At 72.3% G+C, this 23,386-nt stretch carries 18 protein-coding genes and 1 pseudogene; 7 read left to right on the top strand and 12 right to left on the bottom strand.

All coding sequences use genetic code 11. The features are described 5' to 3' along the window. Positions 1-231 precede the first annotated feature (231 nt). Entirely contained in the window at positions 232-1,431 is a 1,200-nt protein-coding gene (locus ACFUPX_RS05065) for a PucR family transcriptional regulator (protein ID WP_383316099.1), read from the top strand. 133 nt (positions 1,432-1,564) lie between these two features. On the opposite strand, the gene ACFUPX_RS05060 is transcribed toward ACFUPX_RS05065, so the two are convergent. Beyond that, positions 1,565-2,716, bottom strand: coding sequence for a glycerate kinase (locus tag ACFUPX_RS05060; protein WP_383316096.1), 1,152 nt, complete (start codon positions 2,714-2,716; stop codon positions 1,565-1,567). Between the two features lie 287 nt (positions 2,717-3,003). Between ACFUPX_RS05060 and ACFUPX_RS05055 the strand changes: the two genes are divergently transcribed. Next, a complete protein-coding gene (locus ACFUPX_RS05055; protein WP_383316093.1) occupies positions 3,004-4,071 on the top strand; it encodes an ADP-ribosylglycohydrolase family protein in 1,068 nt (355 codons plus the stop codon). Then, complete coding sequence (locus tag ACFUPX_RS05050) at positions 4,068-4,565, top strand: NUDIX domain-containing protein (RefSeq protein WP_383316090.1); 498 nt, start codon at positions 4,068-4,070, stop codon at positions 4,563-4,565. The genes ACFUPX_RS05055 and ACFUPX_RS05050 overlap by 4 nt, the downstream gene beginning before the upstream one ends. 76 nt (positions 4,566-4,641) lie before the next feature. On the opposite strand, the gene ACFUPX_RS05045 is transcribed toward ACFUPX_RS05050, so the two are convergent. From ACFUPX_RS05045 to ACFUPX_RS05025, 5 genes are all read right to left on the bottom strand, one after another. Beyond that, positions 4,642-5,142, bottom strand: a complete 501-nt coding sequence (locus ACFUPX_RS05045; protein ID WP_383316086.1) for a methylated-DNA--[protein]-cysteine S-methyltransferase — start codon at positions 5,140-5,142, stop codon at positions 4,642-4,644. Between the two features lie 103 nt (positions 5,143-5,245). After that, positions 5,246-6,718 (bottom strand): AlkA N-terminal domain-containing protein, encoded by a 1,473-nt coding sequence (locus ACFUPX_RS05040; RefSeq protein ID WP_383316444.1) that lies wholly within the window; start codon positions 6,716-6,718, stop codon positions 5,246-5,248. A gap of 404 nt (positions 6,719-7,122) precedes the next feature. Then, the gene (locus ACFUPX_RS05035) at positions 7,123-8,532 is read right to left on the bottom strand and encodes a phytoene desaturase family protein (protein WP_383316442.1); all 1,410 of its coding nucleotides are present in this window, start codon (positions 8,530-8,532) and stop codon (positions 7,123-7,125) included. 275 nt (positions 8,533-8,807) lie between these two features. Then, positions 8,808-9,638 carry an inositol monophosphatase family protein gene (locus ACFUPX_RS05030; protein WP_383316083.1) on the bottom strand — a complete coding sequence of 277 codons (831 nt, stop codon included), beginning with the start codon at positions 9,636-9,638 and terminating at the stop codon, positions 8,808-8,810. A gap of 526 nt (positions 9,639-10,164) precedes the next feature. Beyond that, positions 10,165-11,955, bottom strand: a complete 1,791-nt coding sequence (locus tag ACFUPX_RS05025) for an alpha/beta hydrolase (RefSeq protein ID WP_383316080.1) — start codon at positions 11,953-11,955, stop codon at positions 10,165-10,167. Between the two features lie 309 nt (positions 11,956-12,264). On the opposite strand from ACFUPX_RS05025, the gene ACFUPX_RS05020 reads away from it, so the two are divergent. Together ACFUPX_RS05020 and ACFUPX_RS05015 are read left to right on the top strand one after the other, a co-directional pair. Beyond that, positions 12,265-13,359, top strand: coding sequence for a chemotaxis protein (locus ACFUPX_RS05020; RefSeq protein WP_383316077.1), 1,095 nt, complete (start codon positions 12,265-12,267; stop codon positions 13,357-13,359). A 74-nt stretch (positions 13,360-13,433) separates the two neighbouring features. Continuing rightward, a complete protein-coding gene (locus tag ACFUPX_RS05015) occupies positions 13,434-14,090 on the top strand; it encodes a hypothetical protein (RefSeq protein WP_383316073.1) in 657 nt (218 codons plus the stop codon). 25 nt (positions 14,091-14,115) lie between these two features. Here ACFUPX_RS05015 and ACFUPX_RS05010 read toward each other — a convergent pair whose 3' ends face one another. Next, complete coding sequence (locus tag ACFUPX_RS05010) at positions 14,116-15,378, bottom strand: arginine deiminase (RefSeq protein ID WP_383316070.1); 1,263 nt, start codon at positions 15,376-15,378, stop codon at positions 14,116-14,118. 49 nt (positions 15,379-15,427) lie between these two features. Then, on the bottom strand, positions 15,428-16,885 hold the full coding sequence (locus tag ACFUPX_RS05005; protein ID WP_383316067.1) for a basic amino acid/polyamine antiporter: 1,458 nt from the start codon (positions 16,883-16,885) through the stop codon (positions 15,428-15,430). A 105-nt stretch (positions 16,886-16,990) separates the two neighbouring features. Between ACFUPX_RS05005 and ACFUPX_RS05000 the strand changes: the two genes are divergently transcribed. Continuing rightward, positions 16,991-18,046, top strand: a complete 1,056-nt coding sequence (locus ACFUPX_RS05000; RefSeq protein ID WP_383316063.1) for a biotin/lipoate A/B protein ligase family protein — start codon at positions 16,991-16,993, stop codon at positions 18,044-18,046. On the opposite strand, the gene ACFUPX_RS04995 is transcribed toward ACFUPX_RS05000, so the two are convergent. The 3 genes and pseudogenes from ACFUPX_RS04995 to tatA form a co-directional block, all read right to left on the bottom strand. Further along, positions 18,012-18,740: a DUF4232 domain-containing protein gene (locus ACFUPX_RS04995; RefSeq protein ID WP_383316060.1), complete on the bottom strand. Its 729-nt coding sequence runs from the start codon at positions 18,738-18,740 to the stop codon at positions 18,012-18,014. The genes ACFUPX_RS05000 and ACFUPX_RS04995 overlap by 35 nt on opposite strands. Before the next feature lie 7 nt (positions 18,741-18,747). Further along, positions 18,748-18,948 (bottom strand): annotated as a pseudogene (locus tag ACFUPX_RS04990) (helix-turn-helix transcriptional regulator); the annotation flags it as partial. Next, complete coding sequence (tatA, locus tag ACFUPX_RS04985) at positions 18,939-19,103, bottom strand: Sec-independent protein translocase subunit TatA (protein WP_383316057.1); 165 nt, start codon at positions 19,101-19,103, stop codon at positions 18,939-18,941. The pseudogene ACFUPX_RS04990 and the gene tatA, both read right to left, overlap by 10 nt. A gap of 152 nt (positions 19,104-19,255) precedes the next feature. Between tatA and ACFUPX_RS04980 the strand changes: the two genes are divergently transcribed. Continuing rightward, the gene (locus ACFUPX_RS04980; protein ID WP_383316053.1) at positions 19,256-20,746 is read left to right on the top strand and encodes an LCP family protein; all 1,491 of its coding nucleotides are present in this window, start codon (positions 19,256-19,258) and stop codon (positions 20,744-20,746) included. Here ACFUPX_RS04980 and mgtA read toward each other — a convergent pair. Beyond that, positions 20,737-23,292, bottom strand: a complete 2,556-nt coding sequence (mgtA, locus tag ACFUPX_RS04975; protein ID WP_383316439.1) for a magnesium-translocating P-type ATPase — start codon at positions 23,290-23,292, stop codon at positions 20,737-20,739. The two genes, ACFUPX_RS04980 and mgtA, sit on opposite strands and share 10 nt — an antisense overlap. Between the last annotated feature and the right edge of the window lie 94 nt (positions 23,293-23,386).

The raw sequence follows: 23,386 nt of genomic DNA, 5'->3' as shown, positions 1-23,386 counted from the left end.
CGCACGGCGCTCGGCCGTCCGGGCCGCACGGCGCCTGTGCGTGGCGCTCAGCCCAGCACCGCCGCGCCCGCCCGTCCACGGCCCGCGTCCGAATCGCTGCGGGTGACCAGCGGGACCGGCCACCTGTTGTGCACGGGCACAACACCCCGTGTCAGGGGCCTGCCAGGGGTGGCCGAGCGGTGGCATTCTCCGCACCACAGGCACGTCGGGCGGCGGCGACGGGGGAACACCATGAGCGGGCGCAGGCCTCGGACGGGGCACGACTGGAAGGTCCTCCAGGAGGCGTGCGTGGCGCTGCTCCCCCGCATACCCGAGCTGGTGGACGAACATCTGCGTCAGCTCTTCGAGCACTCTCCGGTGTACGCGCGGGTGCTGCCCTACGACCAGCAGTGGCGGGAGGCGGAGGACGCGATGCGGATCGGCATCGAGACCATCTCGGCGCCGCGCGCCTCGCCGCGCCGCGATCTGGAGTACGCGGAGGAGGCCGGGCGGCGCCGGGCCCAGCAGGGTCTTCCGCTCGACCTGGTGGTGCACTCGTACCGCAACGCGGGCTATCTGGTCTGGGACTCGCTGCTCGAAGGCACCGTGGGGCAGGACCCTCAGAAGCTGGCGGTCCTGATGCGGTCGGCGACGATGGTGTGGTCGGCGGTCGACGCGCAGGCGGCGGCCGCGTCCGACGCCTACCGGGCGACGGAGGTGGAGCTGCGGCGGCGCACCGACGAGCAGCTCCAGGCGCTGCTGGACGCGCTCCTGGAGGGCCAGTCGGCCCCCGGGCTCGCCTCGCAGGTGGCCGCGGGGCTCGATCTGCCGGAGCGCGGGCCGTACGCGGTGGTTGTTCTGCGCGCCGAGCGGCGGGACGGGCGTGCCGCGTTCCACCGGCAGATCGAGCGGGCCGGGTTCCGCTTCGTCTGGCGGATGCGGACCGACCGGGAGGTGGGGGTGGTGGCGCTGGGGGCGCAGGAGGGCCTCGACGAGCTGACCGCGGCGCTCGACGGGCGGTGCCCCGGGCCCGGCGGCATCAGCCCTGTGGTGGCGGGGCTCGTGGAACTCGGCCACGCGCGGCGCCTGGCCGAGCTGGCGCTGCGTACGTGTCCGCCGGACGCGACCGGGATCGTACGGCTCGACCAGCGGATGCCGACGGCCCTGGTGGTGAGCCAGCCGGAGCTGGCGGGGCGCCTCGTGTCGGACGTCTTCGGGGAGGTGCTCGCCCTGGAACCCGCGGACCGGGCGGTGCTGCTGGAGACGCTGGACGCGTGGCTGGTGTGCGAGGGGTCGGCGGGGCGGGCCGCGGGGCAGCTGTACTGCCACCGGAACACGGTGTTCAACCGCTTGCGGCGCCTGGAGCAGCTGACCTCGCGGTCGCTGGCGCGGCCTCGGGATCTGATGGAGATGACGCTGGCTCTCGACGCGTATCGGCTGGCGCCGGGCTGAGACACGCAAACGCCGGACGGCCTTGAGGACCGTCCGGCGTTTGAGCGGGGGCAACAGGTGCAGTCGGTACGCCTGGGGCCGGTGAGGGCTGGTCGCGCCGCTCCCCGCGCCCCTTACGGGACCTCGACGGAAGCTAGCTCAGGAAGTCCCTGGCGATGCCCTCCGCCACGGTCTCCAGGATGGGCCCCGCCTCGGCGATGCACCGGGCGACATCCGGCTCCACGTCGGTGAGCGCGTACGCCCGGCGGATGCCCGCCTTGCCGAGGGCCTCGGCCGGGAGCGCCAGGCGGCCACAGACCGCCACGACCTCCACGCCCGCCGCACGCGCCGCCGACGCGACGCCCGCGGGAGCCTTGCCGTGGAGGGTCTGCTCGTCGAGCGAGCCCTCCCCCGTGATCACGAGCGACGCCCGCGCCAGCGCGGGCGCGAAGCCGAGGACGTCCAGCATGACCTCGATCCCGGGGCGGAAGCTCGCGCCGAGCCCGACCAGGGCGCCGTACCCGATGCCGCCCGCCGCGCCGGCTCCCGGGGACTGCGCGTACTGGGCCGCGGCGGAGCCGACGGACTCGGAGAGCACCTGCGCGAAGTGCGCGAGGGCCGCGTCCAGCTCGGCCACGTCCTGCGGGCTGGCGCCCTTCTGCGGCCCGTAGACCGCCGGAGCGCCCTTCGGCCCCGTCAGCGGGTTGTCCACGTCACTGGCCAGGACCAGGTCCACCGAGGCGAACCGCTTGTCGAGGCCGGACAGGTCGGCCGTGACGAGCGTGGCCAGCGGCCCGCCTCCCGGCGCCACCGGCTCCCCCGCCGCGTCCAGGAACACCGCGCCGAGCGCGGCCAGCATTCCGGCGCCGCCGTCCGTCGTCGCACTGCCGCCGACGCCGAAGACGATCGTGCGCGCGCCCGCGTCGAGCGCCGCGCGCAGCAGCTCCCCGGATCCGTACGTCGTGGACGTGAGCGGTGCGAAGACTCCCTCGGGCAGCAGCTGGAGGCCGGACGCCTCCGCCATCTCCACCACGGCGGTGCCGTCCCGCAGCGCGTAGGCCGCGGTGACCTGCTCGCCGAGCGGTCCGGTGACCCGTACCTCACGGCGTTCGAAACCGGCCGCGACCGCCGCGGCGACCGTGCCGTCGCCGCCGTCGGCCACCGGCAGGGCCTCGACCTCCACGTGCGGGGCGACGCGGCGAAGCCCGGCCGTCACCCGCTCCGCGACCTGCACGGCCGTGAGTGAGCCCTTGAACTTGTCCGCGGCGATGAGCACATGCCCCGCCGTTCCAGCAGCGTCCGCCACCTTGCATCCCCTTGCTTTCCGGGCCTTGCTCGCGTCAAGGCAGTCGCGCCGCTGCGACCATAACCGCAGGAGGGGCCGCCTGCCCATGGCCGTCCGCATATCGGAGCCTCGACCTGCACCTTTAAATCGCCCTATTCCGGGCTATAGCGGTGTGGCGCGATCACGGAAATGATCGATCAGTACCGCCCCGATCGAAATCCAGACAAACGTCCCATGGTCCGCGCCGAACCGGTCGAACCGGTCACTTTGAGCGCGCACAAGCGCCCCGAATTCGGTAGACCGTAGGCATGACCCCAGTGCATGCGGAACTCGCCGACCGCGTCCTCGGCGGCTGGATCGGGCGGATCGCGGGCAACATGCTCGGCAAACCCATCGAGCGGGGCGACTACTGGACGCGCGAGCGCATCGAGCGCTATCTGCGCCAGGCCGACGCACTGCCGCTCACCGACTACCTGCCCGACCCGCCCTCCTGGGTGGAGGAGTTCCAGCTGCGGCCCGAGTGGCAGAGCTGCGTGCGCGGCAAAGTGCACGGGAGCTGCCGTGACGACGACGTGGACTACGCGATCCTCGGACTGCACCTCCTGGAGACGCACGGGTTCACGTTCAGCACCGAGCAGGTCGGCGAGCTGTGGCTGCTTCGCCTTCCCTACCTCCAGACGTTCACCGCGGAACGCGCCGCGTACCGGAATCTCGCGAACGGCCTCAAGCCGCCGCTCACCGCGACGTACGAGAACTCCTGCCAGGAGTGGATCGGCGCCCTCATCCGTGCCGACATCTTCGGCTGGACGAACCCCGGCGCCCCGCGCCGCGCCGCCTTCCTCGCCCGCCGCGACGCCGTGCTCTCGCACACCGGCAACGGCGTCTACGGAGCCATGTGGGCGGCGGCGCTCGTCGCCGCCGCGTTCACCTCCGGCACACCGCGCGCCGCGCTGGACGCCGCTTTCGGGGTGATCCCGTCGAGCTGCCGGCTCTCCCGCACGGTGCGCCGCGTCGTCACCCTCCACGAGGCCGGCCTCGGCTGGGAGGAGACGCTGGCCACCGCCGAGGCGGAGACCTCCGGGCTCGGCTGGATCCACACGGTGCCGAACTCGGCCGTCCTGACCGCCGGACTCCTGTACGGCGAGGGCGACTTCACCCGCACCATCGCCCTGACGGTGCGCGGCGGCCTCGACACCGACTCGAACGGCGCGACCGCGGGGTCCGTCGCGGGGGTGCTGTGCGGGGCCAAGGCGATCCCCGCACAGTGGCGCGATCCGCTCGAAGACCGGGTGCGCAGTGCGGTGTTCGGCTTCGACGGCGCGCGGATCAGCGAGCTGGCGGCACGGACGGTGGAGTTGACTACGCTCTCCAAATGACCTTCCAGGACTACGCCACGTACATCGCGGGCCTCCCCCGCATCATCGCCGGGGCCGCCGCCCTCTTCCGCGACTCCGAGGGACGGGTACTGCTCGTCGAGCCCAACTACCGGGAGGGGTGGGCCCTGCCGGGCGGGACCATCGAGTCCGACGAAGGGGAGACACCGCGGCAGGGGGCACGCCGTGAGACCGCCGAGGAGATCGGCCTGGACGTCGAACTGGGGGCGCTGCTCGTGGTGGACTGGGTGCCGGGTACGTCGCGGCCACCCTTGGTCGCCTATCTGTACGACGGCGGGGTGCTCGGCGACGAGCAACTGAAGTCGATCAAGCTCCAGGAAGAAGAGTTGCTCTCCTGGCGGCTCGTGGCCCGCGAGGACCTTCCGGAGTTCCTGCCCGGCGAGCTGGGGCTGCGGGTGCGGGCGGGGCTTGAGGTGCTTGATGCGGGGGCGGGGGCCGGGGCGGTGGAGTTGGAGAACGGGTTGCGGGTCGGCTGAGCGGCTGGGCAGGCGGGCGGCTGGGCAGGTGGGCGGCTGGGCAGGTGGGCGGCTGGGCAGGTGGGCGGCTGGGCGTTCAGAAGAGGGCGTTCTCGCTCGCCGGGGTCGCGCCCTCGAAGACCAGCAGCCGCTGCTTGCGGTCGAGTCCGCCGCCGTAGCCGGTCAGGGAGCCGCCCGCGCCGATCACCCGGTGACAGGGCACGATGACGCCGATCGGATTCTTGCCGTTGGCCAGGCCCACCGCACGTGAGGCGTTGGGCTTGCCCAGTGCGTCCGCGAGCTGGCCGTACGTACGGGTCTCGCCGTACGGGATCAGCTGGAGCTGCTGCCAGACGGTGCGCTGGAACGGCGTGCCGTCGAGGCGCATCGGCAGGTCGAACTCCGTCAACTCCCCCGCGAAGTAGGCCTCCAGCTGGCTGATCGTCTCGCCGAAGGGTCCGGCGTCGCGGTCGCCGAAGGTCTCCTCGGGTGGGCGGTGGCGCTGCTCCGTCATGTAGAGGCCGCTGAGGGTGCCGTCGGTGGCGACGAGGGTCAGGGGGCCGTAGGGGCTGTCGATGAGGGTGTGCTGGCGGTGCATGGTGTGGTCCTTCTGGGTTGTCCGCTGATCCGCTGGTCCGCTGGTCCGCTGGTCCGCTGGTCCGCTGGTCCGCTGGCCATGGGTGTGTCGTCGGCTCGTGGGCCTACGCCGGGATGGTGTTGATGGGGTGGGCGTCGGTCGCCCAGAGGTACTGGACCGCGTACGCCCGCCAGGGGCGCCAGGCCGCCGACCGTGCGGTCAGCGCGGCGGGGGTGTGCGGGAGGCCCAACTCCTGTGCCGCGCGCCGGATCCCGAGGTCGGTGGGGAGGAAGGCGTCGGGGTCGCCGAGCGCCCGCATGGCGATGACCTCGACCGTCCAGGGGCCGAAGCCGGGCAGTTCGGTGAGCCGGGCGCGGGCCTCCTGCCAGCCGCTCTCCACGCCGAGCCGCAGTGATCCGTCGGCGAGGTGGCGTACGAGCGTGGTCAGGGTGGTGCGGCGGCTGCGCGGCAGGGCGAGTGCCTCCGGGTCGAGCGCGGCGAGGGCTTCCGGGGCCGGGAAGAGGTGGGTGAGGCCGCCCTCGGGGTCGTCGATCGGCTCGCCGTACGCGGTGACCAGGCGAGCGGCGTGGGTGCGGGCGGCGGCCGTGGACACCTGCTGGCCGAGCACCGCGCGTACGGCGAACTCCGCCTCGTCGACCGTGCGCGGCACGCGGCGGCCCGGCGCCTTGGCCACCAGGGGTGCGAGCAGCGGGTCGGTGCTCAGCTGGGCGTCCACCGCGACCGGGTCCGCGTCCAGGTCGAGCATGCGGCGGCAGCGGCTGATGGCGATCGTGAGGTCGCGCATGTCGGTGAGGCTGAGGCGGCAGGCGATGTGGTCGGGGGCGGGGGTGAGGGCGACGACTCCGTGGCCGTAGGGGAGGCGCAGCGTGCGGCGGTACGCGCCCTCGCGCCACTCCTCGACTCCGGGTACGGCGGTGGCGATGAGGTGGCCGAAGAGGTTGTCGGGGTTGAGCGGGGCGCGGAAGGGGAGGCGCAGCGAGAGGGCGCCGGGGGCGGACACCTTCCGGGTGGCCTGCGGAGTGCGGGCCCGCAGTTCGCCGGGGGCGAGGGCGAAGACTTCGCGGACGGTGTCGTTGAAGGTGCGGATCGAGGCGAAACCCGCGGCGAAGGCGATCTCCGCCATGGGCATCGGCGTCGTCTCGATGAGCAGGCGGGCGGTCTGGGCGCGCTGGGCCCTGGCCAGGGCGAGGGGGCCCGCGCCGAGTTCCGCGAGGAGCTGACGCTCCACCTGGCGGGTGCTGTAGCCGAGGCGGGTGGCGAGGCCGGGGACTCCGTCGCGGTCCACCACGCCGTCGGCGATGAGGCGCATGGCGCGGGCGACGAGGTCGGCGCGCTGATTCCACTCGGGCGAGCCCGGGCTGCTGTCCGGACGGCACCGCTTGCAGGCCCGGAACCCTTCCTGCTGGCAGGCTGCCGCGCTCGGGTAGAAGCTCATGTTCTCGGGCTTCGGGGGGACTACGGGGCAGCTGGGGCGGCAGTAGATGCGGGTGGTCAGTACGGCGGTGTAGAACCAGCCGTCGAAGCGCGCGTCCTTCGACTGCACGGCGCGTACGCAGCGTTCGGCGTCGGTGTGCATGGCGGGCGGGGCCTGCGGGGCGGTGGGCATGGCTCAAGTTTCGGGCATGGGGGGTGGGGGTGGCTGGCGAGAATCCGACATGGAGCTTGGGCGGGTGGGTGCGGGGGTCGGTGCGGTTCTGCTCCGGCTTGGGGGCGGGGCCGCGCCGGTATGTCCGTCCTCGCCATCGTCCGGTGGCCGCTTTGGTACTTCGGGTTTTGGTACTTCGGGTGGGGAGTGACGGGAACCGTGCTCCGGGCGGAAATACCGGCACGTCCCCTCAGGCGCGCTGCCGACTGCGGGTGCAGGGGGTGGGGCGCCACTGCACCCGCCTAACCACTCCGCACCTCCCCGACGCCGCGGGGCAATCGGGTGGCTGGGCGGGAAAGGTCTGTTCGGGAGGGACCCCGTGGCTGCGGGTCGGGTTAAGGCTTGTGGAGGGTGCGCCAGACTGCCTTGGCTGCGTTGTGGCCCGACATGCCGTGTACGCCGGGGCCCGGCGGCGTCGCCGAGGAGCAGATGAACACCGCCGGGTGCGCGGTGCTGTACGGGAAGAGGGACATCTTGGGGCGCAGCAGCAGCTGGATACCGCTCGCGGCGCCGCAGGCGATGTCACCGCCCACGTAATTCGCGTTGCGCGCGACCAGCTCCGCGGGCCCCGCGGTGGCGCGGGCGAGGACGCGATCACGGAAGCCGGGGGCGAAACGCTCCAGCTGGCGCTCGATCGCGTCGGTGAGGTCGCCGTCCCAGCCGTTCGGCACGTGCCCGTACGCCCAGAAGACCTGTTTGCCCGCGGGCGCCCGCGAGGGATCGACGACGCTGGGCTGCACGGTGATCAGGAACGGCGGATCCGGCGCACGGTTCTCGCGCGACGCCGCGCGCAACGCGGCCCCGATCTCGGCGCTGCTGCCCCCCACCTGCACCGTGCCCGCCTCCCGGGCCTCCTTCGCCGTCCAGGGGACAGGCCCGTCGAGGGCGTAATCAATCTTGAAGACGCTCGCGCCGTAGCGATAGCGCTCGTAGCTGCGCCCCAGACCCGCGATCCGGGCGAGCGCGGTGGGTGAGGTGTCGAAGATGTACGCGCGCGCCGGCGGCAGATCGTCGAGCCGCTTGACCTCGTAGTCCGTGTGGACCGCGCCCCCGAGGTCCTTCAGATAAGCGGTGAGCGCGTCCGAGATCGACTGCGAGCCGCCCCGGGCGACCGGCCAGCCGCGGGCGTGCGCCGCCAGCGCGAAGACCATGCCGACGGCTCCGGTGGCGATTCCGCCGAGCGGCGCGATGACATGGGCGACGAGCCCGGAGAACAGGGCGCGGGCCGGCTCGTCGCGGAAGCGCCGCATCAGCCAGGTGGAGGGCGGAAGGCCGGCGAGGCCGAAGCGGGCGAGGGTCACGGGGTCGCGCGGCAGGGCGGTCGACGGCAGCGACATGAAGTCCTGAAGGAGCGTGTCCCACTTGCCGACGAAGGGCTCGATGAGCCGTCGGTACGCCCCCGCGTCACGCGGCCCGAACGAGGCGGCGGTCTCGGCGACGGAACGGGAGAGGACGGCGGCGCCGCCGTTAAGGAGCGGGTGCGCCATGGGCAGCTGCGGCTGGAGCCACTCGAGGCCGTACCGGTCGAGGGGCATGGTGCGGAACACGGGCGAGCTGACGCCCAGGGGGTGTGCGGCGGAACAGGGGTCGTGCCGGAACCCGGGGAGCGTCAGCTCCTCGGTCCTCGCCCCACCGCCGACGGTGTCCTTGGCCTCGAACACGGCCACCGAGAAGCCTCGGCGGGCCAGCTCGACGGCAGCGGTCAGACCGTTCGGTCCCGCCCCCACGATGACGGCATCAAGCATCGACGGCACCTTCGGACTCCTTTGTCAGCCGATGGCCTCTGCCGCCCAGGATAGGCCGGGCCACCGACAGCGCCGTGAGCGCGGGTGGCCTCTGACGGGTGACGTGCTGGTTGCACCGCGCTGACGCGGGCTCCGCCGACTGGTTCGAGACGGGGGACGACCTGGTCGCCGCACGTCAGCGTCCTCCCACGGGCCGAACGGCCCGGCGTCCGTCGCCGAATGCGAGGTGGCCACCGTGCGTCTCAGGCTCGGGCCGCCGCGCAGCGCCCCGCAGATCAGGCTGCGGCAGCCAACAGCTCCACCACTCGGTCAACCGTGGCAGCGTCCCGGGCGGCGGTGAACGGCAGCGCGTTTCCGCCCTCTATCCGGAAGGGCTCGCCCGCGACGGTCAGATTGCCGCCCCCGGCCTCGGCGACGAGCAGCAGTCCCGCCGCGTGGTCCCAGGCGAGCTCCCAGGAGAACGCGACCGCGTCCAACTCCCCCTTGGCTATGGCCAGATACTCGAGCCCCGCCGAGCCGCAGGGCCGCGGCGCGACGCCCTCGACGCGCAGTCCGAGGAGCACGCGCTTCTGGTCGGGGGTGCTGAAGTCCGGGTGCGAGGTCGCCACTTCGAGCACCTCGCCCGGCGAACCGGCCACCAGGCGCTCGCCGTCGAGCCAGGCGCCCTTGCCGCGCACCGCGACGGCCATTTCGTCCAGCGCCGGGGCGTACGTCCAGGAGGCGAGCACCTCGCCCCTCCACGCCAGCGCTATCAGCATGCAGAATCCGGGGTCGCCGTGCACGAACTGCCGTGTGCCGTCGACCGGGTCGACGATCCACACCGGCGCTTCGGCGCGTATCGCCTCGTACGTCGAGGGGTCCGCGTGCACCGCTTCCTCCCCGACGACCACGGAGCCCGGGAGCAGCGTGGTGAGTGCGGCCGTCAGCTGCTCCTCGGCGAGGCGGTCGGCCACCGTCACGAGGTCGTGCGGCCCGCTCTTCTGGACGACATCGCCCTCGGCGAGCTGTCGGAACCGCGGCATGACCTCGGCGGCGGCTGCCTTGCGGAGGGCTTCTTCGACGTCTGCGACGCCGCGTACGAGAAAGTCTTCGATCACTTCGATCATGCATCCATGAGAGCACGCCGGACTGACAATCCGTACGGCTGCGGAGTACAGCGCATGGATTCGAGATGAATCCCACGTGGCCTGGCCCCTGGGCCCTGTCCGTACCTCATCCCCCGCGGCCTCACCTGCACCAACAGGCCTCCCCACCCACCCACCCGATCACCCCGCATCCACCCCTGACCGAACAGACTTTCCCGCCCACCCACCCGATTGCCCCGGAGCGCCACGAGGGGGTGGGTGGGTTGTGCGCGTGGGGGGGGGAGGCGTGCAGGTGGGGGGGGCGGCGGGGGTGTGCCTCAGATTGTGCGTTGTGCCGCCGCAGCGAGGGGCACCCCCGCGCAGCCGCAGTCGGCATCGCGCCCGAGGGGACGTGCCGGTATTTCCGCCCGGAGCACGGTTCGCGGCGCTCCGGGAGCGAAGTAGCCGCGCGGCCACCGGACGATGGCGAGGACGGACATACCGGCGCGGCCCCGCCCCCAGGACGGAGCAGAACCGCACCCGCACCCACCCCCGCCCCCGCCCCCGCTCAGTACGGCGCCACCCGCTCCTCCATATGCCGCCGAAGCCGCCCCGTATCCACCCCCGTCCACCCCACCCGCGGAACAACCGCCGCCCACCCGTCCACAGGCCCCACTCCGTACCGGTGACCGTGCGGCGCCTCGACGCCGTATGACACCGCCATGTCCACCGACGTCTGCCAGAAGGTGACGACGGGGAACCAGCGGATCGCCGGGGTGATGTCCGGGCCCAGAGGGCTGTCGAGCCACTGCGGGCGGTGCAGGAACAGGTCGGAGGACCACCAGACGACCGGGTCGGAGGCGTTCTGGAGGTAGACCACCCTGGGGTGCCCCCAGGGCGCGTCCGGACCCGGCCGCTCCAGGTCCCGCTCGGGGAACTGCGCGAACCGCACGTTCCTGCCCCCGTCGTACAGCGGACGCCAGACCGGGCTCCCCGCGTCCCGGCGGTCGCGGATCTCCCGCGACATCGGGGCGAAGTTGGGCGTGCCGACGATCAGCGCTCCGTCCGTCCGGGCCAGCAGGTCGTCCACCCCGTCGAACGACGACTCGATCGCGAACCCGCCCAGGCTCTCCCCGGTGACGACGAGCTTGGGCCTGTCGTCCTCCGGCAGGGCGGACCACTTGGCGAGGACCGCGTCGACGAGCCGGCGCGTGGCCTGCGCGGCGCGCTCCTTGTCGACGAGGAAGGAGACCCAGCTGGGCAGGTAGGAGTACTGGACGGCGACGATGGCCGTGTTGCCGTCGTGCATGTACTCCAGGGGCTCACTGATGTCGGCGTTGACCCAGCCCGTGCCCGTCGTCCCCGCGATGGCCAGCACGTCACGGTCGAAGGCCCCCGTCCGCTCCAGCTCCTCCACGGCCAGCCGCGCCTTGGCCTCGAACGGGTCCCGGCTGCTGAAGGCCTCCGGCGCCGACGCGCTGACGTAGACACGGACGGGGTCCTTCGCGGGCCTGCCCGTGTACTTCGTGATCTGTTCCTTCGACGGCGTGGACCCGGCGAAGTTGCGGCCCTGGAATCCGAGGTCCGCCCACCGCAGGAGCGAGCCGGGCCCTCCGGACACCAGCGGTGACGTGGGCGGGTGGATGCCGTCCTTCGTGCCACCGTTCGTCGCGTACGCGATGCGATCGGCGAGGTCGATGACGCCGCGCTGGAAGACGACGTCGCGCAGCCCGACCGTGACGATCAACGCGCTGAGCGCGAGACCGAGGCCGATGGCCAGGGGCAGCGGCACGAACCGGTGCAGGGCGCGGGTCAGCCTGCGCGCCCCGAGCCGGATGCCACGGGCCGCGAGCAGGAACAGGGCCCAGAGCAGGACCGCGACCAGCATGATGACCGGCGTGTGCCAGGCCATCGACGGCGCCAGCCCCTGGAGCTCGCGCAGCCGGCGCTGCGAGTGGTCGCTCTCGGCGATCAGCCAGACGGTGAGGACGAGACCGAGGACCCAGTACGCCTGCCAGAGACGCGCTCGCGCCCGGTCGCCCGGCCGCCACCGCAGCAGCGCGCGGCCCACGGTGGCGACGATCGAGCCGAGGCCGTAGCCGATGGCCGCGGTGATCCCTCCGACGACGCCCTGCAGCAACCAGGGCCGGGGCACGAGGGAAGGCGTGAGGGAGAGCCAGAAGAAGACGGTGCCGAAGCAGACGGCCGTGAGGTCCGGCCAGCGCCGGACGAGATAGGTGGAGTCGGGCCGCTCCCAGTACGGCTTCCTGGCGACCGCACGGGCGCGCCGCGCGCCACTGCGCACGGTCCGCTGCCAGCACCCCGCCCCGCCGGAGTCCCCGCCCGCACCCCCGGGCATGCCCTTCGCCAACCGCCTCAGCTCCGAGGTCCGGCGCGGCCGTCCGGCGACGGATGTCGCCGGTGGAGGGCGCGCGACCTCATGCTCACCCAGTCCCCCGAACCTCGCAAAACATAAGTAATCGACCCCGCACCCACCCGAAGCCGCCGCACCAGGGCCGGGGCACATCCAGGTCCCGCATTTCCCCGCCGAGCTGACCCGCAGCGGGTGAGGTGCCACGACCATGGAACGGGCATATGGTGCGTTTCATGGCGCCATGCCCTCTCCGGAGGCTCCGCATCCGCCGCCCCGTCCCGAAAGGGTCACCCCATGCATCCCTCCCTCAATCCGGCCACTCTGGCCGGGCTGCGCCGGCCGCGCCCCTACCCCGCCGTCACGGTCCTGCTGCCGACCCACCGCAGGGAACCGGACAACGCGCAGGATCCCGTACGGCTGCGCAACCTCGTCGCCGAGGCCAAGGAACGCCTGAAGTCCGACCCCGCCGTGGCCAGGGAGCAGCGGATCGAGGTGGCCGCGCAGCTGGACCAGGCGGTGGCGGAGATCGACCTCGTGCACGCCGAGGACGGGCTCGCCGTCTTCGCCGCCCCCGGGGAGCACCAGGTGTGGTCGCTCGCCAGGACGGTGCCCTCGCGCGTGGTGCTCTCGGACACCTTCCTGACCCGCAACGTGGTCGCGGCCCAGGCCGCCGAGCGCCCGTACTGGGTCCTCGGTGTCTCGGCCGACCGCGTCACGCTGTGGAGCGGCACCGCCGAGCGGGTCGCCCAGCACAAGGCGGACAAGTTCCCGCTGACCCGGAGCCTGGACGACCCGGACGCCGAGCGCCAGGAACGGATCGGCGACCTGCCGAGCACCTTCCGCGACGAGCAGACCCGCAAGTTCCTGCGCGAGGCCGACCACGCCGTGGCCGGAGTGCTCCGCGCCCATCCGCGCCCCCTGTTCGTGGCCGGGGAGGCCGCCGCGCTCTCCCTCGTCGACGACGTCGGCACGGTCACCAAGGAGGCCACGCGGGTGGTGCACGGCGGCCTCGCGCACGGCCCTGCGGACGCGGTACGCCAGGCGGTACGCCCCTTCCTCGCGGCCCGGGACAAGTCCGAACTGGGCTCGCTGCTCCATGAGTTGGAGGCGGCGCAGGGCCGACACCAGTACGCGGCCGGTCTCGACGAGGTCTGGCAGAACGTGACGACGGACCGCGTCCGCCTGCTCGCCGTGGAGGACAGCTACCAGGCGACCGTGCGTGACGACGGCGGGCATCTGGTGCCGGCCGGATCCGACGACCTGGACGCGGTGGACGACGTCGTGGACGACATCGTCGAGCGGGCCCTGGACACGGGCGCACAGGTCCACTTCGTACCCGAAGGCACGCTCGCCGACCGGGGCCGGATCGCCTGCGCCCTGCGGTACTGACCGCATCCGCCACGAGACAGCCACAGCCACCAGCAACACCAGCACATGCACCAGCAGCGAAAGGACCGCAGCGAATGAACCCCATGCCGCCCCGCGGGAAACGGCGTCCCTCACGTCGCGGGCCCGCGGTGTCCGCCGCCCTCACGCTCGCCGCCACGGTGACGGCCGCCGCCGCGCTCGTCTCGTGCAGCACCGACAGCGACGCCCCGTCGGCCGAGGGCAGCAGGACGGTCAGCGACCGGCCGTCGGCTCCCGATTCCTCGTCCTTCTCGGAGAAGACCGCCTCCCCGCTGAAGTCGCAGGCCTCGGAGGCCGCCGAGTCCGCCCGCGCGTCGGCCTCGAAGGCCGAGGCCTCCGCCTCGGAGCGCGCGGACGAGTTCGAGGCGTCCGTCTCCGCCGACACGGAGCGCGCCAACCAGGCCGCCAAGGACGCGCTGAAGGACGTCGAGGGCCGGGGCAACGCGATGTCCGACGTCTCCATGACGGGCAAGCCGCGCTCGGAGACCGGCGGCGTGCTCGCCTCCGTGGTGACCTTCACCAACAGGACCGACAAGACGGCGGACTTCGCCGTGCGGGTCGACTTCCTGGACTCCTCGGGCAAGTCCGTGGAGACCCGCTACGTCGGTACGGAGAACCTCGCACCGGGCAAGCGGGCCCAGCGGTACGCCATCAGCCACGAGCCCCCGGAGCCGAAGCTCTCCGCGCAGTTGGTCAAGGCCCAGCGCTACTGAGTCGGAGTGAGCGTCAGAGTCAGAGTCAGAACTCCACGGCGTCGCGGACGAGCGGGCACGTCATGCAGTGCCCGCCGCCGCGGCCCCGGCCGAGTTCGGCGCCGACGATGGTGATGACCTCGACACCCGCCTTGCGCAGCAGCGTGTTGGTCTGGGTGTTGCGGTCGTACGTGAAGACCACGCCCGGCTCCAGGGCCACGGCGTTGTTCCCGCTGTCCCACTGCTGCCGCTCGGAGGCGTAGACGTCCCCGCCCGTCTCGATCACGCGCAGCTCGGGCAGGCCGAGCGACTTGGCGACGACGTCGACGAACGGACGCGAACCCTCGTCCGTGATCTCGACGGGCGCCGCCTTGCCGCCGGGCCGCAGCGTGAAGGAGTGCACGGCGTCCATGATCTTCGGGTAGAGCGTGACGATGTCGCGGTCGGCGAAGGTGAAGACGGTGTCGAGGTGCATGGCCGCGCGCAGCTTGGGCATCCCGGCGACGACGACCTGCTCGGCCGCGCCCTTCTCGAACAGCGCCGATGCGACCTGGGTGATGGCCTGTCGCGAGGTGCGCTCGCTCATGCCCATCAGGACGACGCCGTTGCCGACGGGCATGATGTCGCCGCCCTCGAACGTCGCCTGGCCCCAGTCGCGTTCGGGGTCGCCCCACCACACCGTGGCCCCGGTGAAGTCCGGGTGGAACCGGTAGACGGCCTTCATCAGGAGCGTCTCGTCGTGCCGGGCCGGCCAGTACAGCGGGTTGAGCGTGACGCCGCCGTACAGCCAGCACGTCGTGTCGCGCGTGTAGAGGGTGTTCGGCAGCGGCGGCATCAGGTATTCGCGTACGCCGGTGGATTCGCGTACGAGCGCGACGTAGCCGGAGCGGAACTCGTCCGGCAGGTCCGCGACGGCGAGGCCCCCGATGAGGTACTCGGCGAGCTGCCGGGGCTCCAGCGTCTCCAGGAAGGCGCGGGTGCCGTCGATGAGGCCGAGGCCTACCTCGTTCGCGGTGATCTTCCGGTCGAGGAGCCAGGTCCTCGCCTCGGGGATCGCCATGGTCTGCGCGAGGAGGTCGTGCAGCTCGACGACCTCGACGCCGCGCTGCTGGAGCTTGATGACGAAGTCGGCGTGGTCGCGCTGGGCGTTCTCCACCCACATGACGTCGTCGAAGAGCAGGTCGTCGGCGTTGGTGGGGGTGAGCCTGCGGTGGGCGAGTCCCGGCGCGCAGACCAGTACCTTGCGCAGCCTGCCGACCTCGGAGTGGACACCGAAGGTCGGTGCGTCGGGGGTGTCGTGGCTGGTCACGGTGCGCCTTTCGGTCGGTGGCAACAGGGGCGGGGCTGTTCGGGGCCGGTCAGAGCTCGATCCAGCCGACCGCGAGGGCGATCACGCCCACGACGGCGCCCGCGATCGAGACGGCGCAGATGACGGCCTCGCGCGGGGAGAACAGGCGCCGGTTCTGTTCCCGCCGGGCCTTGACGAACAGGAGGGTCGCGGGGGCGTAGACGATGAAGGAGACCAGGACGAACTTGAGCCCGGCCGCGTACAGCAGGAACGCCATGTACAGCGTGGCGATCACCGCGACGACGAGTTCCTTGCGCGTGCCGCGCCCGGCGACGTCCTCGCGGCCGGGCCCGGTGGCGATCTTGACGGCGAAGCCCGCCGCGAGCAGGAACGGGATGAGGCTCAGCGCGCTGGTCAGGTCGAGCGCGAAGTTGAACGCGTCGTCGGAGAACATCGTGACGACCAGGACCACCTGGCTCAGCGCGGTGGTCATCAGGAGCGCGGGGACCGGCACGTCCTCGGAGGTGGCCTTGCGCAGGAAGCGGGGCATGTCGTCGTCCTTCGCGGCGACGAAGAGCACCTCCGCGGCCATCAGCGTCCAGGCGAGGTAGGCGCCGAGCACGGAGACGATGAGCCCGACGCTGACGAAGACCTTGCCCCAGGTGCCGACGGCCTCTTCGAGGACCCCCGCCATGGACGGCTGGCGCAGCTCGGCGATCTCGGCCATCGGCATGATCCCGTAACTGACGATGGTGACCGACGCGAAGACGGCGAAGACGCTGAGGAAGCCCAGGATCGTGGCCCGGCCGACGTCCTCGCGGCGCTTGGCGTGCCGGGAGTAGACGCTCGCGCCCTCGACGCCGAGGAAGACGAAGACGGTGGCCAGCATGGTGCCGCGCACCTGGTTGAAGAGCGATCCCGCGTAGTCGGCGCCGCCGAAGTTGTCGGCGAACACGGACGGCTTGAAGAAGAAGAGGGCCAGGATCACGAAGACGAGGATGGGCACGATCTTGGCGACGGTCACGATCCTGTTGATCGCCGCCGCTTCCTTGACCCCGCGCCGGATCAGCAGGAAGAACGCCCAGAGGCCGAACGAGGAGAGGACGACGGCGAGCAGGGTGTCGCCGTCGCCGAGGCTCGGCCAGATGGCCCCGATCGTCGACATGATGAGCACCCAGTAGGTGACGTTGCCGACGCACGCGCTGGCCCAGTACCCGAAGGCGGAGAAGAAGCCGAGGTACTCGCCGAACCCGGCCTTCGCGTAGGCGTAGACACCGGCGTCCAGATCCGGTCTGCGGACGGCGAGGGTCTGGAAGACGAAGGCGAGCATCAGCATGCCCGTACCGGCGATGGCCCAGGCGATCAACGCACCCGCGACGCCGGTCTCCTGGGCGAACCGCCGGGGCAGCGAGAACACGCCCGCGCCGACCATGGAGCCGACGACCATCATCGTCAGGGTCGCGAGCGTCAGTTTGACCGCCGGTGAGGCACCGGCGGTGGCTTGGTCACTCGTCTCAGCGTGGCTCATGGGGAATCGATCCCTAGTGGGTCTAGTTGTCCTGATATGAAATCGCAGGCTGAGAGTGTTCGCGATTCGGCGGTTCGTGATGCGGCAAGGCCCGGAGGAAGCACAGTGCACGGTGAGTACAAGGTCCCGGGCGGCAAGCTCGTCGTCGTGGATCTGGAGGTCGAGGACGGTGTGCTGCGGCACGTGCGGGTGGCGGGGGACTTCTTCCTCGAACCCGACGAGGCGTTCGACGCCCTGAGCCGCGCCCTGGAGGGCGCCCCCGCCGACACCGACACGGCGGGCCTCGCCGCCCGCATCGACGCGGCGGTCCCCGAGGGCACGGTGATGTACGGGCTCACGTCCGAGGGCGTGGGTGTGGCGGTGCGCCGGGCGCTGGCGCACGCCACGGACTGGACCGACTACGACTGGCAGCTGATCCACGAGGCCCCGCAGTCCCCCGCCCTGCTCATGGCCCTGGACGAGGTGCTCACCGAGGAGGTCGCCGCCGGGCGCCGGCCGCCGACGCTGCGCGTGTGGGAGTGGGATTCCCCGGCGGTCGTCATCGGGAGCTTCCAGTCCCTGGGCAACGAGGTGGATCCGCAGGGCGCCGCGCGGCACGGCGTTCAGGTGGTGCGCCGGATCAGCGGCGGCGGTGCCATGTTCTGCGAGCCGGGCAACACCATCACGTACTCGCTCTCGGTCCCGGACTCCCTCGTGCAGGGCCTGTCCTTCGCCGACAGCTACGCCTATCTGGACGACTGGGTGCTGGACGCCCTCGGCGACATGGGCATCAAGGCGTGGTACCAACCGCTCAACGACATCGCCACCGAGGCCGGGAAGGTCGCGGGCGCCGCCCAGAAGCGGATGGTGGGCGGGCACGGAGCCGTCCTCCACCACGTGATGATGTCGTACGACATCGACGCGGAGAAAATGGTCGACGTGCTCCGCATCGGCCGCGAGAAGCTCTCGGACAAGGGCACGAAGAGCGCGAAGAAGCGCGTGGACCCGCTGCGCCGCCAGACGGGTCTGCCGCGCGAGAGCGTGATCGAGCGGATGCTCGACTCCTTCCGTACGCGGTACGGCCTGACGGCGGGCAAGGCCACGGACGAGGAGATGGCCAGGGCGCGGGAGCTCGCCCGGACGAAGTTCAGCTCGCCGGAGTGGACGGCGCGGGTGCCGTAGGCCGGGACGGGCTCTGCTCGTCCGCCGGGCTGCGCTGCCAGGCGGTGGTGCCGATGCGGCCGGTGTTGCCGAGGTCGATCCTGCCCTCCGGTGTCACGGTCGCGGGCCGGGTGCCGGGCGCGGGGGTGACCTTCAGGTAGGTGCCGCTGACGGCGGTCGTCGTCGTGTCGGTGACGGTGTTGCGCCAGACGATGACGGTGTACGCCTCCTCGCCCCGCTTGAGGGAGACGGAGTGGCGCGGGCCGGGGTCGTCGTCCCTCGCCATGATGGGCTCGGTGCCTTCGAGGACCTGTACGTCGAGGGGTTCGCGGTGCTCGTCGAGCACCCGCAGCTTCGGGTAGCCCTTCAGGCGGTAGGTGTCCTTGCCGCAGTTGGTCAGCGTCACGGACATCGCGCGCAGCCCCATGGCGGGGCTGACCATGCCTCCCACGACGCGGACCCCGGAGGCGGGGCAGGAGGGTGAAGCCGCTTCAGGCACCTCGGGCGCCCCCGTCCCGACGGGATCCCCCGTCGGCGCATCGGGCCCGGCCGAAGCCGACAACCCGCCCTCCGCGTCGGACCGGCCCTCCTGAGCAGACGCCGTACGCCCGGGGTCCGCCTCCCGTTCCAACTCCTCCGAAAGTCCGCACCCGGTGGCGAGCAGGGCCACGGTGGCGGTGAGGACGGCGACATGTCTGAACGGTATGACGGTCACGCGCAGATCATGCCATGGCCATGGCTCCCCCTGACTGTCCCCACGGAGCCGCGTCGCGGGCCGCGACAAGCCCCGACTCGCAGGCGAAGTGGACCAGTTGGGCCCGGTCACGCGCCCCGAGTTTCGCCATCGCCCGGCTCACGTGCGCCTTCGCCGTGCACGGGCCGATCACCAGGTGCGCGGCGATCTCCTCGTCGGTCAGTCCGCGCCGTCCTCCCGCATGGCCCTGGTCTCGCTCTTGAGGATCCGCAGGGACTTGCCCACCGCGCGGGCCGTGTCCGGCAGCTTCTTGGATCCGAACAGCACGATGACCACGATTCCCACGATGAGCAGATGCCAGGGTTCCAGTCCGTTACGGAGCATCGTCGCCCGCCCTTCTCCACAGATGTCCAGCTGCCACTCAGCTGTCGGTTGCCTCAGAAAAGATTGCTACATTGCGCAACTGTACAACCATGGGGCGGGCCGGAAGGTCCCTCTCCATGAGGCGGATCGACTCGGACGGGCAGGGCGCACCCATGACAACCAGCCACCGTGCAACGGCACGCGGCCGTCGGCGCAAGCGCGGCCGTGTGCGGCTCACGCTCGGCATCGTCCTGTCGTTGCTCGTCCTCGTGACGGCCGGCGCCGGGTGGGTGTACTTCAGACTCAGCGGCAACATCGACACCTTCGCGGCGGATGGCGTCTCCGGCGACCGGCCCGACGCCGACGCGTCCAAGGGCGAGAACGTCCTGGTCATCGGCTCGGACGCGCGCACCGCGGGGAACAGCGCGCTCGGCGGCGGCGACAAGAGCGACATCGGGCGCTCCGACACCGCCTTCCTGCTGCACGTGTACGCCGACCACCGGCACGCCGTCGCCGTCTCCATTCCCCGCGACACCCTCGTGGACCTGCCGCCCTGCAAACTCCCGGACGGCAGCTGGACCAAGGCCCGGCCGGACACGATGTTCAACGCCGCGTACTCCGTGGGCGAGACCGCCAAGGGCAACCCCGCCTGCACCCAGAACACCGTCGAGCACCTCACCGGACTGCGGGTGGACCACACCGTCGTCGTGGACTTCAAGGGGTTCGCGGAGCTGACGGACGTGGTGGGCGGGGTCGAGGTGTGTCTGCCGCAGGACGTCTACCAGCGCGATCTCAACCCCCACCGCGGCACGCGCGGCGCCCGTCTCTTCGCCAAGGGCGAGCAGAAGGTGTCGGGCCACAAGGCGCTGGACTACGTACGCATCCGGCACGGCATCGGCGACGGCTCCGACATAGGCCGCATCAAGCGCCAGCAGGCCTTTGTCGCGAGCCTGTTGAAAAAGCTCAAGAGCGACGGTCTGACCCCCACCAAGCTGCTGCCGCTCGCGGACGCCGCGACGCATTCCCTGACCGTCGATCCCGGTCTCGGCTCCGCCGACAAGCTGATCTCGTTCGCGATGTCCCTCAAGGACATCGACCTGGGCAACACCAAGTTCGTCACCATCCCCTGGCGGTACGAGGGTTCGCGCGTCGCCGTCGTCCAGCCGGACGCCGACGCGCTGTGGGCCTCGCTCAAGGACGACCGCACGCTGGACGGTGCGGACGCCAGCGGCAAGAACGGCGGGAAGGGCACGAGAGAACCCACCGACGCGAAGAGCGCCGCGCCGGTCTCCGGAGAGGGCGCCGCCGTGTCCGTCCGCAACGGCACCACCGTCTCCGGCCTCGCCGCCCGCGCGGCCAAAACCCTCACCGAGCACGGCTTCACGGTCACCGGCACCGCGACCGCCGATGCCCAGGACCACGCCACCACGGTGATCGCGTACGGCCCCGGCGAGAAGAGCCGGGCGAAGTCGCTCGCCCGGCTGTTCCCGGGCGCGGAGGTCGAGTCGGCGAGCGCGCCCGGCATCACGGTCACGCTCGGCCTGTCGTACGCGCGAACCCCCTCGGCCACCCCGTCCGTCGAGCCGGAACCCGTCCCCTCCCAGGTCGCCGACGACGCCCGCTCCGGCGACGACAACCCCTGCTCCGACCTCTCCTACGGCTGAGGACCCCAGCGCCTTCGGGCCACCCCGAGCGCCGCCGCGTACAGCCCGAGGACGACCGCGAGCAGCGGGTAGTACAGGACCGGAAGCGCCGTCATGCCCAGGAGCGGGCCCAGCGGGGAGAGCGGCAGGAGCAGTCCCACGGCGGCGAGCGCGGCCACCGACAGGCCGACCGGACCGGGCGTCCTGCCCTCCGCGCGGCGGCGGCCGGTCCGCAGGAGCAGCATCACCAGGGCCTGGGTCAGCAGGTTCTCGGTGAACCACCCGGAGTGGAACACCGCCTGGTCGTCCACGGCTCCGGGGCCGTGCAGGGCGAGCGTGAGGACGAGGAAGGTGGCGAGGTCGGCGAGGGCGTTGAGGGCGCCGAAGCCGGTGATGAGGCGCAGGAAGGCGCGGGGCCGCAGCACGGTGGGGCGGGCGAGAACCGCCGGGTGGGGCCGCTCGTAGGCGAAGGCGAGCTGCGCGGCGTCGAAGCAGAGGTTCTGCACGAGGACCTGCGCGGGGAGCATCGGCAGGAACGGCAGCAGGAGGCCCGCGCAGAGCATCGCGATGACGTTGCCGAGGTTCGAGGAGAGGGTGACGCGCAGATACGTGGCGATGTTGCCGCTGCTGTGGCGGCCCGCGAGGACGGCGTGGCCGACCGCGGTGAGGTCCTTGTCGGCGAGCACCACGTCGGCGCTCTCGCGTACGACGTCCACAGCGGCCCGCGGGGCGATCCCGACGTCGGCGGACCGCAGGGCGGGCAGGTCGTTGACCCCGTCGCCGAGGAACCCGGTGGTGTGCCCGCGCGACCGCAGCGCCGCCGTGACGCGGGCCTTGTGCTCGGGGGTGCAGCGGGCGAAGACGGTGGTGCGGTCGGCGGCCTCGGCGAGTTCGGCGTCGGTGAGGCTGTCGACGCGGTCGGCGGTGAGGACTTCGCCGGGGCCGATCCCCAGCTCGCGGCAGGCCCGCGCCGCCGTCCCCGGATGGTCGCCGGTGAGGATCTTGACCGTGATGCCGCTGTCGGCGAGGTCGCGCAGGGCGATGGCGGCGGTCGGGGCGAGCGCGTCCCGCAGGGTGAGGAAGCCGCGGAAGGTCAGGCCGCGTTCGTCGGCCGGGGTGTAGGCGCGGGTGCGGGCGGGCCGCTCGGCGGTGGCCACCGCCAGGAGGCGCAGGCCGCCGTGCGCTTGGTCGGCGGCCAGGGACAGGAGCCGCTCGCGCTCGGGGCCGTCGAGCACGCAACGCTCCAACACGGCCTCGACCGCGCCCTTGACCACGAGCGTGTGGGTGCCGAGGCTTCCGTGGCCGCGTACGACGGCGGTGGCGAGGCGGCGTACGGGATCGAAGGGAAGCGCCGCCACCCCCTCGTACCGCATGGCTTCGTCCTCGCCCGCCGCGTCGAGCACCGCGTCGTCGAGCGGGTCGGGGGCGGGCAGCTCGGCGAGCTGGAGTGTCCACCAGGAGTTGACCGCGGCCCAGTGCAGCGCTTCGGGCGCCGCGCGCCCGTCGGGCCCCAGGGTGCGGTCCAGGACGGGCCGGTCCTCGGTGAGCGTGCCGGTCTTGTCCAGGCACAGGACGTCGACGGCGCCGAGGTCGTGCAGCGCGGGCAGCCGCTTGACGATCACCCCGTGCGTACGGGCCAGGAGCGAGGCCCCGCGTGCCAGGCAGGTGGTGACGATGACCGGCAGCATCTCCGGCGTCAGCCCGACCGCCACGGCGACCGCGAACGGCAGCGTCTCCAGGCCGCGCCCGCGCAGGGCGGCGTTGGCGATCAGGACGAGCGGCGGGGTCAGCAGCATGAACCGGATGAGCACCCAGGAGATGCCGTGCACGGAGCGGTCGAAGGCGCTCGGCGCGCGCCGCCCCGGCAGAGCGTGCGCGGCGGCGAACCGGGTCCGCGCCCCGGTCGCGACGACCACCGCGCTGGCGCTGCCCGAGGCGACGCCGCTGCCCTGGAAGCAGAGGTGCGGCTGCTCGAAGGCTCCTTCGGGGCCCCGCGGCCCCGGCACGTCGGCGGCGGCCTTGGGCACCGGCGCCGACTCGCCCGTCAGCGCGGCCTGGCGCACGCTGAGCCCACTGGCGCGCAGCAGTCGTACGTCGGCGGGGACGAGGTCGCCGGGACCGAGCCGCACCACATCCCCGGGCACCAGTTCCTCGACCGGGATCTCCCGCTCCTCTGGGGCCTGGTCCCGTTCCGCGCGGCGCAGCACGGTCGCGGTGGTGGCCACCAGGGCGCGGAGCGCGGCCATGGACCGGTCGGCGCGGTACTCGCCGGACGTCCGCAGCACTCCGCTGACGACGACCAGGCACAGGATCACGCAGGCGGTGCCCCAGGAGGCGACGGTGGCCGACACCAGGCCCAGGCAGAGCAGCACCACCGTGAACGGATCGCGCAGGCTGCGGCCGAAGAGCCTGGGCCACGACACCGCACGCCGGTCGGGAAGGGTGTTCTCGCCGAACCGGGCGACGCGCCGCTCGGCCTCCGCGTCCGTCAGTCCGCGCGGGCCGCTGTCCACACGGCGCAGCACCTCGAGGGAGGTGAGCCCACCGGCTGCGGCCTCAGGCACCAAGGCCGCGGAGCCGGCGTGCGGGAGCCTTCGCGGCACGGTCGGCGTGATCAGCACGGTCGGCGGAACCGGCGCGGTGGGCGATACCGGCACGGTC

Source organism: Streptomyces sp. NPDC057302 (assembly GCF_042667685.1).
GTDB lineage: Bacteria > Actinomycetota > Actinomycetes > Streptomycetales > Streptomycetaceae > Streptomyces.
This window is presented reverse-complemented; position numbering and strand designations above follow the sequence as displayed.

Excerpts from the sequence above, each read along its gene's own strand:
- ACFUPX_RS05045 (WP_383316086.1), bottom strand. The coding sequence starts at position 5,142 with ATGCACCGCCAGCACACCCTCATCGACAGCCCCTACGGCCCCCTGACC.
- ACFUPX_RS05005 (WP_383316067.1), bottom strand. The coding sequence starts at position 16,885 with ATGAGCCACGCTGAGACGAGTGACCAAGCCACCGCCGGTGCCTCACCG.
- ACFUPX_RS05050 (WP_383316090.1), top strand. The coding sequence starts at position 4,068 with ATGACCTTCCAGGACTACGCCACGTACATCGCGGGCCTCCCCCGCATC.
- ACFUPX_RS05065 (WP_383316099.1), top strand. The coding sequence starts at position 232 with ATGAGCGGGCGCAGGCCTCGGACGGGGCACGACTGGAAGGTCCTCCAG.
- tatA (WP_383316057.1), bottom strand. The coding sequence starts at position 19,103 with ATGCTCCGTAACGGACTGGAACCCTGGCATCTGCTCATCGTGGGAATC.
- ACFUPX_RS05020 (WP_383316077.1), top strand. The coding sequence starts at position 12,265 with ATGCATCCCTCCCTCAATCCGGCCACTCTGGCCGGGCTGCGCCGGCCG.
- ACFUPX_RS05055 (WP_383316093.1), top strand. The coding sequence starts at position 3,004 with ATGACCCCAGTGCATGCGGAACTCGCCGACCGCGTCCTCGGCGGCTGG.
- ACFUPX_RS05025 (WP_383316080.1), bottom strand. The coding sequence starts at position 11,955 with ATGCCCGGGGGTGCGGGCGGGGACTCCGGCGGGGCGGGGTGCTGGCAG.
- ACFUPX_RS05030 (WP_383316083.1), bottom strand. The coding sequence starts at position 9,638 with ATGATCGAAGTGATCGAAGACTTTCTCGTACGCGGCGTCGCAGACGTC.
- ACFUPX_RS04980 (WP_383316053.1), top strand. The coding sequence starts at position 19,256 with ATGACAACCAGCCACCGTGCAACGGCACGCGGCCGTCGGCGCAAGCGC.
- ACFUPX_RS05015 (WP_383316073.1), top strand. The coding sequence starts at position 13,434 with ATGAACCCCATGCCGCCCCGCGGGAAACGGCGTCCCTCACGTCGCGGG.
- ACFUPX_RS05040 (WP_383316444.1), bottom strand. The coding sequence starts at position 6,718 with ATGCACACCGACGCCGAACGCTGCGTACGCGCCGTGCAGTCGAAGGAC.
- ACFUPX_RS05035 (WP_383316442.1), bottom strand. The coding sequence starts at position 8,532 with ATGCTTGATGCCGTCATCGTGGGGGCGGGACCGAACGGTCTGACCGCT.